The sequence below is a fragment of the Streptomyces sp. RLA012 genome (assembly GCF_056270325.1).
Genome location: NZ_JBWDPA010000002.1, coordinates 9,087,865 through 9,100,258, shown reverse-complemented (window position 1 = coordinate 9,100,258; position 12,394 = coordinate 9,087,865). Strand labels below are relative to the sequence as shown.

Genomic DNA, 12,394 nt, shown 5'->3' with positions numbered 1-12,394 from the left:
CTTCACCCACAAACTCATGATCGTCCCGGTGCACCGACCCCTCGTCCACCGCAGACCGCATACCGGTGGACTCGGCTATCGGTATGCGAGTCACTCCGTCCCGCGACTGCAGCTGCCCCGCACCCCACTCAACCCGGCTGGCCTCCGGATTCCAGAAACCGGTACGGTCCTCGGCACTGTCGTAGACGCTGATGACAGCCTGTCGATCGATGGAGCCGGTGAATATGATCTCCGACTCGGCGTAGGTGTTCCGCCACGTCCGTGGGAGACGGCCAAGCGCCTTCTGTTTCGCGATGGTGAGATCGAGGTTTACGCCTGTGGGGTCAGAGTTACGGGACGAGTCGACCTCGTAGCGGTAGCGCTTGTTCCTGAACCACAGGCCAAAATCCCGGGTGGTCGCGACAAACGGCGCAGGCGCAGTCGTCGTCATCGCCCAATACCACAGCGGCACGATCTCCCCGGGGCCGCTGGAGTGAAATCCGTTTTGGAAGACCTCTTCCGGAAGATCATCCGAGAACCGCCACAACCGCTCCCCATCGACCGTGACCAGGGAGGGATGATCTTTGGGGTCCACCATGCCGAAGTTCACCGCAGGCCGCGCGTCCGGGTCCAACAATTCCCCGGCCTCCTCGACCCCCCTCCATGGAGTCCTCCCCCCGCTCCATGGATCTCGGCCCTCCCAGCTCGAACAGCGAAGCCGAACTGGCCGACGCCTCCGGGCGGAACGATCCGTCAACCCCGTCGATACTGCTCGTGTTCAGTCGGCTGGGCTCGGGCACTGTGGGAATCCGGTCCGGGGAATCCGACGACCGGTTCACGCCGCGGGCAGGAGCGGAAGCCGGGGTAATGGTCTGCGACAAGAGCTCAGAGGAAGAAGCGACGCCCTGGACCGGAACGGTCGCGGTCGCGTCCACCGTCTGGACCGGGGCTGCGGACTGCGGAACCGTAGCGGCAGCGCCTGCCTCCACACGGTCTGTCCGATCCACCGCCGGATCCGGCGAGAGCTCCTGAAGAAGATCCTGGCCAGAGTTGATGTGCTCCTGACCGCCGGTCGGACCGGTCGGGAGGGTGTCTTCCCTCTCGCCCTGATCGTCGTCCGATATGGGGTGGTCCCCAAACCCCGTCACGTCGGAGTCGTCGGTCGGGTCGGAGTTTTCGGTCGGGTCGTAGTCCGCGCGGGGTGCGACGGCGGAGGGTGGACGGTGGTCGGGGCCGCCTGGTTTCGGGACGCCGGCGTGGTTGTCGGGGTGGAGGTTGTGGTGGAGGTAGGGGGCGAGGACGTCGGAGATTTGCTGGAGGTGGTCGTCGGTGAGGACGAAATCCTGCTCCTCGAAGGGCGTGACCTTGTCGGTGAGCTCGTCCATCAGGCTGGACTCTCCCGGGGACAGATCCTGTTCGGCACGTCCGCCCGGGGTGAGCAGGACCTGGTTGCCGGGCTTGTCGTCCCGGATGCCGAAGCCGTGGAGGATTTCGTGGAGGTGTACAACCGCGGGGGAATCGGTGTACAGGGCGTTTTGATGCGTCTGGCCTTCCTCCGGCGTGCCCTCGTAGGGTTTGGGCTTGCCGTTGTGGACCTTGATTTCGGTGTGCGCGTCCTTCGGGGAGTCGACGAACTCCACGGCGAGCTGCAGGACAGGACCGGTTGCCACCCCGTCGGCGTCGTCGGCCCGACGCAGGCGGTCGTGCGGCTGGTTCACCCACCAGTCCAGTTCCTCGGCGAGGTTGTCCTTCAGCGCGGTCACCTGTTCGGGTGTTGCGTCCTGGACGTCGAGGTGGACCCGCCGGTATAGGTAGAGGGTTTCCTGCCCTTGGGGATCGTGGTGCAACTGCCAGGTGTAGCCGACCTCTGTCCACTCCGACGACTTCTCAGGCGCCCGCAGGGCAGGCCGCCACACCTGAACAGGCCGCCCGTCCACCTCCACCTCAACATCCTGTCCACCCTCCTTCGTGAACTTGAACGCGTTACGGAAGGGAACCCACCGCTCGGTCCGCACCTCACCCGAAGGCACCGGACGAATATCGACGATCCTGCCGCTCTCGACCGTCACGTCCAGCAGTACCCCGGCAAACCGCCCGGAGAAGGTCGCCGCATCGCGGCCTTCCGGGTCGCGTATGACAAGCGCTGGACGCTGCGCCACCTGGTACGCCGCGAAACGCAGATCCTCCGGGGACCAGTCGGTGGAGAAGGTGCCTTCCGGAAACCGGGTGCGCGGGGCGTCGGGTGCGAAGGCCCTCGCCAGTTCGTCGTGATACAGGCTCATCCCGGTGACGACAGGGGTGTCCGATGTGCCGGTGTCCGAGGGGTCGGGCTCCTGCAGGGTGGTCGGCAGGGCGAAGGGGTCCGTCAGGGTGAGGGCGCGTTCGAGGGCCGTTCGGCCCGTCACGGGATCCGTGCCGTGGGCCGGCCGCCATTCGGCCGCCGATGGGACGACGGCGCCCACCGACCGGGCCAGGGCTTTGAGGTCATCTGACGTCGGCCAGACGCCCAGAAGCCCCGGCAGGACGTCCCTGAGCTCCTGGTCGCTTGGTGCGTGGGGCCCGGCGTTGATGAGGTGGTGCGCCGTGTGTGGGCTGTTGGTGAAGGCCAGAGACAGGCGCACCAGCGGTGCCCCGTCCGCGCGGACGACAGGGCTGTAGATGTGGGCAACCGCCGCCCTCATGCGTTGCGACAGAGCGGTGACCGCGGCGGGGTCGGTGCCTGGCCCGGCGGCGAGGTGGACCCGGACTGTGAGGTCGAGGCCCCGCTGCCCGTTGGCGAACAGCACGTGCTGGACGTCGTAGCCGAAGATCCGCCCGCCAAGTGTGAAGCCCGCCGGTACGACGTCCGTCTCACCGACCGGACTGTGCTCGGGCCATCTGAGATGCGGCTGTACAGGGGTGGGCCGGTAGGCGACGTGCTGGCCGTCCCGGACCAGGCCCTCGACACGGACACCGGAGGCCTCACCGACCCAGTGATAGGTACGGCCATCCGGCATCCACCTGCGCACGCCTGCGTCGTGGGCCCGCTCGACGATCTTCAGCACCGTGTAGGTCGGCCAGTAGTCGGGGAACATGGTGTGGTCGTCCCCGTCCCGGTGCAGCCGCCAGCGGCTGGGGAAGTCGGCCAGCGGGTCCGTGACGCGCAGGGCAGGGTCCAGGAACCAGACGTTGGCCTGGTAGGTGCCGTTGTCGAACACCGTCCTAGGGATGATCTTCAGGCCGTAGTCGCGCTCCTTCTCCTCGCGGGTGCGCTCCTCCCCCTCGGGGGGCCGGTGGTGGGCGCCGGTGCGGGTACGGCGGACGCCCAACCGGGCGACGTCATCGACCCGCCGCCCGAAGCCCGGGCCGTTCTGGGGGTTCCGTGGTTTCTTCGGCGGCGGTACGTAGGCGGGGGCGATCAGACCGCGGGGTTCCCGGACCATCCAGCGCTGGTAGTCGTCCTGCTCGGACTGGTTGTTCGAGGGCCGGAAACCGGTGAACACCCCCTTCTCCAGCTCCCCCGTGATCCGCACCCCCCCATACTCGCCCTCCCACACGTAGACCTCGGCACGCCCCTGGACCGGAACGACCTTCCCCGTCCGCAGCCACTGCAGATACGCCTGCTTCGCCGCGTACACCGCATCGTCCTCGGACCAGTACGCCGGGAACATCATCTGCCCCCGCGCCCCCGGACGCGCCCCCACCTCCAGCTCACCCGCGAGCGGATGCGACAACGTCAGCGAACCCCCGTCCCGGCGCCCGCCCACACCCTCCCCACCGGCGTACTCGGCGCGAAACGTTCCGTTGCGGTTCTCCGTTCCCTCCAGCACCTCCGGCCGCGGACGCGACGACATACCCTGCGGCAGAAGATGACCACCCACCCCCGACCGATCCCCGTACAGCACGGCCCGCCGGGTGTCGACGGAGAAACGAGCACGGGTCGGCAACCCGTCCCGCCGGGGCTCCTTGCGGAAGAACGCGGTGGCGTCGCGGTCCTGTGGACGGGCAGCACGCAGCAGTATTGCCCCCTCGATCGCCGCACCGATCTGCCGCAGATGACGCGGCGGAATCCACCACCGCCCCGGGACCTGCGGGAATTGATCGCCGTCCGGGTGGAAGGGGTCTTGCTCCCTGTCCACCGCCGGGCGCCCCCAGTCGTCTACGAACATGGGGCCGTCCATCAAAGCCCCGTCCCCGGGCACCGGGCGCCGACCGAACCAGGGGCTGTCCCGGTACTCGTCATGCAACCCCAGCAGGTGCCCCAGCTCATGGGCCAGCACTTCGGTCACCGTATGGAGCGCCCAGTTCTCGTTGTTCTCGCGATCGAACTCGACATGTACGTGGACGGCGTGATGAGCGGTGTCAGGATGCCGGACGAACTCCAGGTCGAGCCGGAACAGGTCACCGTTGGGCAGCCGGGAGCCGTTGTTGAAGTAGCGGTCGACACCTTCCTGAGCACGCCGGGCGAGCAGGCCAAGCTCCTCCTCCGTGATGGGCACGCCGTGTTCCGGTTTTTGGGGGGCGAGGTATACCCGGATCACGGCACGGGTACCGAACCCTCCCTCCCGTAGCCGGTACCGCCGCGCTTCGAACCTCGTCAGGAAGGAGGCCCCCAGGAAGCTGGGGAGGGCGGACTCCGGCACCTCCGGCGGCAACACCTCGGCACGGGCGACCTCCACCCCGCCCGCGAATCCTTCTGTCGCGTTGGCGTCCCACTCATCCGGCTGCTCCCGGCCGACGGTCAGGTCTGCCGGGAGGGTGTCTTCCTCATCCGGCACGTCGGTGTCGCGGTTCCCCGGGTCCTCGTGCGCGGCTTCCGGCACGGGTCCGGACGACTCGGTGGGGAAGACGAGCGTGAACCGCGACTCCGGGCCCCGGGCCGGGACCCACCTGCCCAGCCAGTCCACAACAGAGCCCCAAAGACGCCCGGCCCAGGCACCCAACGCAGTGATCTGCTCCCAGAAGCCCCGCAAATACCCGGCAAGGCGACCCGTCGAGGACGACGCACCGGAATCTGCCATGTCGGAGTTTTCGGTCGGGTTGTGGGGTGCGCGGGGTGCGATGGCGGAGGGTGGCCGGTGGTCGGGGCCAGCTGGTTTCCGGACTCCGCCGCGGTTGTCGTGGTGGAGGTAGGGGGCGAGGACGTCGGAGATTTGCTGGCGGTGGTCGTCGGTGAGGACGAAAACGTGTTCGTCGGTGAGCGTGCGGGGGAAGTCGCCCATCAGGCTGAGCTGTCCCTGGTCCAGTACCTGTTCGGCGCGTCCGCCTGGGGTGAGCAGGACCTGGTTGCCGGGCTTGTCGTCCCGCAGGCCGAAGCCGTGGAGGATTTCGTGGAGGTGTACGACCGCGGGGGAATCGGTGTACAGGGCGTTTTGATGCGTCTGGCCTTCCTCCGGCGTGCCCTCATAGCCTTTGGGCTTGCCGTTGTGGACCTCGATTACGGTGTGCGCGTTCTCCTTTGAGTCGACGAACTCCACGGCGAGCTGCAGGACAGGACCGGTTGCCACCCCGTCGGCGTCGTCGGTCCGACGCAGGCGGTCGTGCGGCTGGTTCACCCACCGGTCCAGTGCCTGGGACAGGTTGTCCTTCAGCGCGGTCACCTGTTCGGGTGTTGCGTCCTGGACGTCGAGGTGGACCCGCCGGCGCAGGTGGAGGGTTTCCTGCCCTTGGGGATCGTGGTGCAACTGCCAGGTGTAGCCGACCTCTGTCCACTCCGACGACTTCTCAGGCGCCCGCAGGGCAGGCCGCCATACCTGAACAGGCTCCCCGTCGTCGCCCTCGACCTCGACATACTGTCCACCCTCCGCGGTGATCTCGAACGCGTTACGGAAGGGAATCGACCGCCAGGTCCGTACCTCGCCGGAACGTACCGGTTCGCCGGGAAGGGGTTCAGGGTCCGCCAGGGCGGGTCCGTCATCACTGGGCGGGCCGTCCCAGCCCATGAGCGCCGCCGCGACCTCGTCCACGCGCGACGAAAGGACCGCGTTCACCTCGTCCGAGCGCGCGGTGTGCTGCTGCCCGCTCTCCAAGGTTGGGGGTGACGGTTCCTGCACGCCATCGAACACCTCGCCCACGGTGGCGGGCCGGTCACCGGTGGCTGTGCCGTTCGCCTGGGGCGATGGCAGCGAGGCACCAGGCGCTGTGGTCGCCGGGGTGCTGCTCTGCGGAACACTGCTGCCCTGGGCGCCGGGCCGGATGCCGGGCTGGCTGCCGGTGGCCGAGGACCCGGTGGCCGAGAGCCCGGTGGCCAAGGACCCGGTGGCCGGGAGCCCGTTGGCCGGGGGCTGGTGGTCCTGGGCCTCGATGTCGTGGGCGTTGGTTTTGTTGCCGGAATGTCCGGTGTTCGAGGTGCTTACGGTGGTGGGTTGGTTACTGGTGGCTGTGCTGTTGGTGGGGGGCGATGACAGCGAGGCGCCAGGCGCTGTGGTGGCCGGGGTGCTGCTCTGCGGAACACTGCTGCCCTGGGCGCCAGGCCAGATGCCAGGCCGGATGCCGGGCTGGCTGTCGATGGCCGAGGTCCCGGTGGCCAGGAGTTCGGTGGCCAAGGACCCGGTGACCGAGGACCCGGTGACCGAGGACTCGGTGGCCAGGAGTTCGGTGGCCGGGGGCTGATGGTCCTGGGCTTCGGTGTTCTGGACGTTGGTCTTGTTGGCGGAGTGTCCTGTGTTCGAGGTGGCCGCGGTGGTGGGCTGGTTACTGGTGGCTGCGTTGTTTGTGTGGGGCGATGGCAGGGCGGTGCCAGGCGTGGTGGCCGCCGGGGTGGTGCTGTGCGGATCGCTGATGCCCTGGGTGCCGGGCTGACCACCGGCGGCGGCCAAGGACTCGGTGGCCGGGGGTTCGGTGGCCGGGGGTTGGTGGTCCTGGGCTTTGGTGTCGTGGGCGTTGGTGTTGTTGCCGGAGTGTCCTGTGTCCGAGGTGCCTACGGTGGTGGGTTGGTTACTGGTGGCTGTGCTGTTTGTGTGGGGCGGTGGCAGTGGGGCGCCAGGCGTTGTGGTTGCCGGGGTGCTGCTCTGCGGAACACTGCTGCCCTGGGTGTCGGGCTGGCTGCCGGGCTGACTACCAGTGGTGGCCGGGGACTCGGTGGCCGGGGGTTGGTGGTCCTTGGCTTCGGTGTTGTGGGCGTTGGTGTTGTTGCCGGAATGTCCTGTGCCCGGGGTGCTGGGGGTGCCCGGGGTTCTGGGGGTGGTGGTCGGTGTGTGGTGGCTGTCGGGGTCGTCCGCGAGGGCGGCCGGGGTCTCGGGGGAGCTGATCGTGGTGGGTGGTGGGTTGAACAGGGCGTTGTTGATTGCGAGGCCGCTGTTGTGGGCGCCGCCGGCGAGTACTTGGTGGGATTTGCCGCTGATGCCGGCGCCCAGGAAGGTGTCCCAGGTGGTCGCCCATTTCCCGGTCAACAGGCCGCCGCCGACCACCTCGGCCAGCGCTTCCGCACCACCCTCGGCGACGAAATGGTTGGCGTTCCGACCCGCCGTGTGGACTGCGGTACCGGCCGACGGCAGGTTCCCGGCGTCGGGCCGGCCCACCTCCTTGGCGACCTTGGACGTGACGTCCCCGGCAACGTTCTTGGCCACCGGGACCGGGAGGGCGGCCCCCTTGAAGATGCTGCCGAGCCTGGAGCCGGTGCCGGCGATGGCGGGCATGAAGGCGCCGGCCAGGGCGCCGAAGAGGGCCTCGCCTCCCAGCGCGCCCCAGTCGAAGCCGGTGAAGCTGCCCTCGCCCGAGGTGAAGGCGATCATGCCCAGCCGGACGATGAAAGCCTCGAGTGCCTCCTCGAAGGCCTCTCCGGCGATGTGCAGCAGGTGTGTATGCCGGATCAGCCAGTCCAGGACGGTCAGCACCGCGACCCGGCTGCGGGCCTTGGCGACGGCGGCGTTTCCGGCGCCCGAACCGCCGCTGAAGGCGGCCGCCGCCGTGATGAACGCCAACTGGATCATCAGCCGGATGGCTTCGGCGATGATCTGCCATTTGGACTCAAGGATGTTCCACGAGGTCTTCGCCCGTGCGTCGGCGATCTCGTCCACCTGCTGGGCGAACTGCTTCAGGTGGTTCGTCCCGCCGTCGTTCACGAGCAGGCCCATGGCGCGCCGGTAGTCGTTGCCGACCTGCGACGGCAGACCCTTGCTGGCGGTGACGATCGAGTCCTCGATGGCGTCGGACAGGCCGCGCAGATCGTGGGCCAGCCGCCGGTGGGGGCCGGCGCTGCTACGTGCCAGATCCTCGTCTGCCTGGATGAGCCGTTCGCCGATCAGGACGAACAGCATGTTGTTGACGCCGTTTGAAGCATGGATCGTCATGGTCGGGTCAGTGCCTGCCGCTGTGGGTGGTGGACGCGTTGCCCGCCGTGTGGATGGCCTCTATCTGGCTGGCCTGGGTGGCCAGAATGCTCGTCGCGTTGTCGCTGGTGCCCGCCGCGACGGCCACGACCGCCTCCGACAGCGTCCGGGTGGTACTCATCGCCATCTCGGTTTCTTTCTTCTCCTGCGGACTGACGGCCTTGAAGAAGCTGTCATCGACCCCGGGCCAACCACGCGTCGCGTCCACGTCGTTGACGAAGTCCGCCAGGATCTTCCGCGCGGCGGCGGCGATCCGCTCGATGGCCTCGGCACTGCGCTGCACCTGGCCCGCATCGGCGGTGTAGGAGTTACTGCTGTCAGACATGACTGTCCTCGTCCTCGTCCTCGGCGTCACTCAGGACGGTGCGGACCCGTTCGGGTGGTCGGCGACCCGTCGGCGTTGAGGGTGGTGGTACTGCCGTGGAGGTCGGTCAGACTACTGACCGTGGTGTCGGTCGTAGTCGTGGACACGGCGTCATGAGACCGGAGAGGTCGGTGGTCCCGCTGATGCCGTCCGTGGTGTCACTGTCGGTGAACAGGTCGCCGGAGCCGGATGTGCCGGTGGCCAATAAGTAGTTGAGGCCGGTGGTCTCCGTGGTCAGGGTGGCAGAGTCGGTGTCCGTCGTGGTGTCTACGCTCAGGGCGTCGTTCAGACCCTCACTGACCCCGCCCATCCCGTCGCCATATTGTTGACGCTCTGGCCCATCTTGTCGAGGGTTTCCTTGATGCTCTCGCCGGTCTCCTCGGTGAGCATCTCCTCGTACCGTAGAGGCCGTTGCTGAAGACTCGGTTTCTGTTTCCGCTGGCTGCTGTGCCTGCCATCAGGTGACGAAAGCGGGCCTGCGTACGGGGTCGGGGTCGTCGTAGTAGCGGTCGTAAACCCCGGTGAGGGCGGCGGAGACCGGGGGGTGCCCCTATGAGGAAGTTCCATCGTGATTCATGCAGGTCAACGGTCCTGGTGTGACGAGTGGTTGGGGTGCTCGCGCAGCTCATCACGGTGATCATTGCGGGGAGATCATCGGTCACGGAGCCACCTGGTGGTGCGTCAGCACCAGCAGGGCCCGCACCAGCGCGGTCGCGTGCCGCGGATGCATGCGCACCTTGGTCAGGATCCGGAAGGTCTTCAGGCTCGCGAAGCCGTGCTCGACCGGCGCCCGTAGGCTGCTGATCAGCCGGTTCACGATCTTCTTCGGTGACGACAGGCGCTTGCCGCCGCTCGCCTTGAACCCTGTGATGACCGCCGGTTGCTCTTCGGCCCCCTCGTCCAGACCGACGAACCCCAGGTCGGCCACCGCTGCAAGCTCCAGCTTGCGCAGTCGCGCGCACAGCTTCTCGTAGCGGGCCGCCGTGATCTCGCTGCAGGCGCCGCGGCGGGCCGAGGAGATCCACAAAAGCCGCCCCTTCGCATCGGTCAGGGCAAGAAACAGCAGGCCATGCGCCTTGTGCTTCCCTGAGTAGTTCTTCCGGTTCGCCCGCCCACTGCGCCGCCGGGTACGGATCAGCGTCCCGTCCAACAGGACCACGCAGCCGCTGTCCTTGGCCACCTTGGCCAGCGCGCGGTCCAGGCGGGGGCACGTGCGGCCGGCAGGCCGAGCACCTCCAGCACCCAGCGCCGCACCGTGGAGGCCGAGACCGCGTTCCCGCCGGCCAGGTCGGCCAGGCGCTCGTCGTTGCGCAGGTGGGCCAGCACGATCAGCGCTATCTGCCCGGCGTCGAGCTTGCGCCACCGGGAGCGGATCTGTCTGCGGTGGGCGCGGATCAGGCCGGCCACGCGGTTGACGGTCGCGCTGGACAGCGGCAGGCGGACGGAGTAGACAAGGCCGGTGTCGCCCTCGGCGGGGCCGGTCTTCTTGTTCACGCATGGACCAACACCCGCCGGGGGTGCTTGCGTTGCGGCCCGAATCGGCCGTTGTGGCAGGTCGGTCGCGGGCTACCGGGGCAGGTAGCGTCCGGCGGAGGTGCGGGTGATCCAGCCGCGCTCGGTCGGCTTCCGCAGCTTCCCGCGCACCGGCTCCACCTTCGCCGGCACCGCATCCAATCCCAGCTCGCGGGCCACGTCCTTGGCCTGCAGCGGGCTGTCGCCGCCCGCGACGATCTCCATGATCTTCTGGTATTCGGCGGGCAGGTCGTCCGTGCCGGTGTCGGGGCCGTGGTGGGGAATCAGCAGCTGGCCGGCGGCTCCGGGCGTGCCCACGGGCCGCGGGGGCGCCGCGGGCGTGCCGCCGGTGGCCTCTTCCAGGGCCTGCTGCCAGGCCCTGGCGTCAGGGTGCCCGGCCTCGGCATCCTCCTGGTACTGCTGGTAGACGACCTCGGCGGCCCCGAGCCGGGCCACTTCGGCCTCGGTGTCGGTCAACTGCTTGCGCAGCTGCGCGGCGCGTTCTTCCAGCACCACCCGGCGCTCTATCAGCCACACCATCAGGTTCTGGGCCATGTCCCCTCCCTTCGCGGGGCCGCCGTCGCGACCCTGCACGCACGGTAGGGGCACCAGTGCGCAGCGTGCAGGAGATCCGAGGAAGACGACCCGAAGCGGGCCGACAGATGATCTCCCCGACGCGATCACGCTCGTGACATGCGCGAGCAGCCCAACCGCCCGTCACGCCAGGGCCGTTGACCTGCACGAATCACGATGAAACTTCCTCACTGAGAACGCATCAGCCCTGCCCCGCAGGGGCACTGCTTTCCTCGCGACGGCGTCCGCCTTGAACTCGGGCGAGTAGACCTTCATCACCATTGACAACACCGTCGCCCGGGGTCCGGCTTGACACGGCCCGTGCCGGGTACGCGGACCGGTGGACTCCCTCTCCAGCAGGTCTCGTGTTGCCCATCGGTGCAGGATCGGGGGTCCGTTGGGGACGGCGTGAAGTCAGCGCCGCTCGGCGAAGCAGACCAGGGTCCATGATGGTGACGTGGTGGCGCTGCCCTCGCCGCTGTCGTCCATGCTGCAACCGCCTGACGGCGCCGGATGTGGCGGTGCCCCGTCCTGATCGCTCTGCCTGTCTGTGAGACGGCGCCCGCGGATCGTGGTCGCTAGCGTTCGTCCCGGTGGCGGGTGGGGGGTTCCGTGCGGGAGGCCGGGCGGACGGGGGCGCCTGATACCCATCAATTCGGAGCTCAGTTCTTCCTCAAGCGGGAGCGTTCTCATGTCAACCGGCTTTAGAGTCTTGCTGATTCTCGTGAGCGGCCCGTCTGTCAAGTGGTCGCCTGACCCGCGCCCTTCCATCCGCCGGCCTGACCTGACGAGCCGAGGCCTTGCATGTCCGGCGACCTGACAGATGGTTACGTCTGCGTCGGCTACGGCCACATAACAACGCCTCCGACGGCATGGTCCAGCAGGCTGGGAAGGATGGGGGTGTTGGGGGGGAGGCGGGCGTGGGTTTGTCGAAGGGCGAACGGGTCTGCAGCGTTGTGGCCAGGAGCGGCGGTGCGGCCCTGCGGGCAGGGTGAGATGACCGTGCTCGGATTCGTGGACGGCGGGTACCGCACGATGGCCGACGGTGTACTTGCCGCCGGTGTGCTGGAGGCGGCGCGGGGCGCGCGAACGTGGATGTTCTGGCGCGTGGTGGAGATGTTCCGGTTTTTCGCCCAGCCGGGCATGGCGGTGTCCGCGCTGGCGGGTGTGGACTTCGATGGGGCCGAGATCTTCGGTCCCGCCGTGCTGGATGAACCGCAGAACGCAGCCGGACACAGTGCCAGGAGCCGGTTGCGCGACGAGATCAACGACGACGCCGAGGACGAGGACGAGGACAGTCATGTCTGACAGCAGTAACTCCTACACCGCCGATGCGGGCCAGGTGCAGCGCAGTGCCGAGGCCATCGAGCGGATCGCCGCCGCCGCGCGGAAGATCCTGGCGGACTTCGTCAACGACGTGGACGCGACGCGTGGTTGGCCCGGGGTCGATGACAGCTTCTTCAAGGCCGTCAGTCCGCAGGAGAAGAAAGAAACCGAGATGGCGATGAGTACCACCCGGACGCTGTCGGAGGCGGTCGTGGCCGTCGCGGCGGGCACCAGCGACAACGCGACGAGCATTCTGGCCACCCAGGCCAGCCAGATAGAGGCCATCCACACGGCGGGCAACGCGTCCACCACCCACAGCGGCAGGCACTGA

8 protein-coding genes are annotated in these 12,394 nt (G+C 68.2%); 2 read left to right on the top strand and 6 right to left on the bottom strand.

The window, feature by feature from the left end:
- Nucleotides 1-506: 506 nt before the first annotated feature.
- The 6 genes from RV986_RS41485 to RV986_RS41460 all read right to left on the bottom strand — a co-directional run bounded on the left by RV986_RS41485 (nt 507) and on the right by RV986_RS41460 (nt 10,719).
- A complete protein-coding gene (locus RV986_RS41485; protein WP_475922324.1) occupies nt 507-8,249 on the bottom strand; it encodes an EndoU domain-containing protein in 7,743 nt (2,580 codons plus the stop codon).
- 7 nt (nt 8,250-8,256) lie between these two features.
- Entirely contained in the window at nt 8,257-8,613 is a 357-nt protein-coding gene (locus tag RV986_RS41480; RefSeq protein ID WP_475922318.1) for a hypothetical protein, read from the bottom strand.
- A 106-nt stretch (nt 8,614-8,719) separates the two neighbouring features.
- On the bottom strand, nt 8,720-8,962 hold the full coding sequence (locus tag RV986_RS41475) for a hypothetical protein (protein ID WP_475922323.1): 243 nt from the start codon (nt 8,960-8,962) through the stop codon (nt 8,720-8,722).
- Between the two features lie 348 nt (nt 8,963-9,310).
- A complete protein-coding gene (locus tag RV986_RS41470) occupies nt 9,311-9,832 on the bottom strand; it encodes a transposase family protein (RefSeq protein WP_475922322.1) in 522 nt (173 codons plus the stop codon).
- On the bottom strand, nt 9,787-10,146 hold the full coding sequence (locus tag RV986_RS41465; protein WP_475922321.1) for a transposase family protein: 360 nt from the start codon (nt 10,144-10,146) through the stop codon (nt 9,787-9,789). The genes RV986_RS41470 and RV986_RS41465 overlap by 46 nt, the downstream gene beginning before the upstream one ends.
- A 72-nt stretch (nt 10,147-10,218) precedes the next feature.
- Nucleotides 10,219-10,719 carry a hypothetical protein gene (locus tag RV986_RS41460; protein WP_475922320.1) on the bottom strand — a complete coding sequence of 167 codons (501 nt, stop codon included), beginning with the start codon at nt 10,717-10,719 and terminating at the stop codon, nt 10,219-10,221.
- A gap of 1,014 nt (nt 10,720-11,733) precedes the next feature.
- Between RV986_RS41460 and RV986_RS41455 the strand changes: the two genes are divergently transcribed.
- A complete protein-coding gene (locus RV986_RS41455; RefSeq protein ID WP_475922319.1) occupies nt 11,734-12,045 on the top strand; it encodes a hypothetical protein in 312 nt (103 codons plus the stop codon).
- The gene (locus RV986_RS41450; RefSeq protein WP_475922318.1) at nt 12,038-12,394 is read left to right on the top strand and encodes a hypothetical protein; all 357 of its coding nucleotides are present in this window, start codon (nt 12,038-12,040) and stop codon (nt 12,392-12,394) included. The genes RV986_RS41455 and RV986_RS41450 overlap by 8 nt, the downstream gene beginning before the upstream one ends.

What these genes read in the sequence shown, in the direction of transcription:
- RV986_RS41485 (WP_475922324.1), bottom strand. Translation starts at nt 8,249, where the DNA reads ATGACGATCCATGCTTCAAACGGCGTCAACAACATGCTGTTCGTCCTG.
- RV986_RS41480 (WP_475922318.1), bottom strand. Translation starts at nt 8,613, where the DNA reads ATGTCTGACAGCAGTAACTCCTACACCGCCGATGCGGGCCAGGTGCAG.
- RV986_RS41475 (WP_475922323.1), bottom strand. Translation starts at nt 8,962, where the DNA reads ATGGGCGGGGTCAGTGAGGGTCTGAACGACGCCCTGAGCGTAGACACC.
- RV986_RS41460 (WP_475922320.1), bottom strand. Translation starts at nt 10,719, where the DNA reads ATGGCCCAGAACCTGATGGTGTGGCTGATAGAGCGCCGGGTGGTGCTG.
- RV986_RS41455 (WP_475922319.1), top strand. Translation starts at nt 11,734, where the DNA reads ATGACCGTGCTCGGATTCGTGGACGGCGGGTACCGCACGATGGCCGAC.
- RV986_RS41450 (WP_475922318.1), top strand. Translation starts at nt 12,038, where the DNA reads ATGTCTGACAGCAGTAACTCCTACACCGCCGATGCGGGCCAGGTGCAG.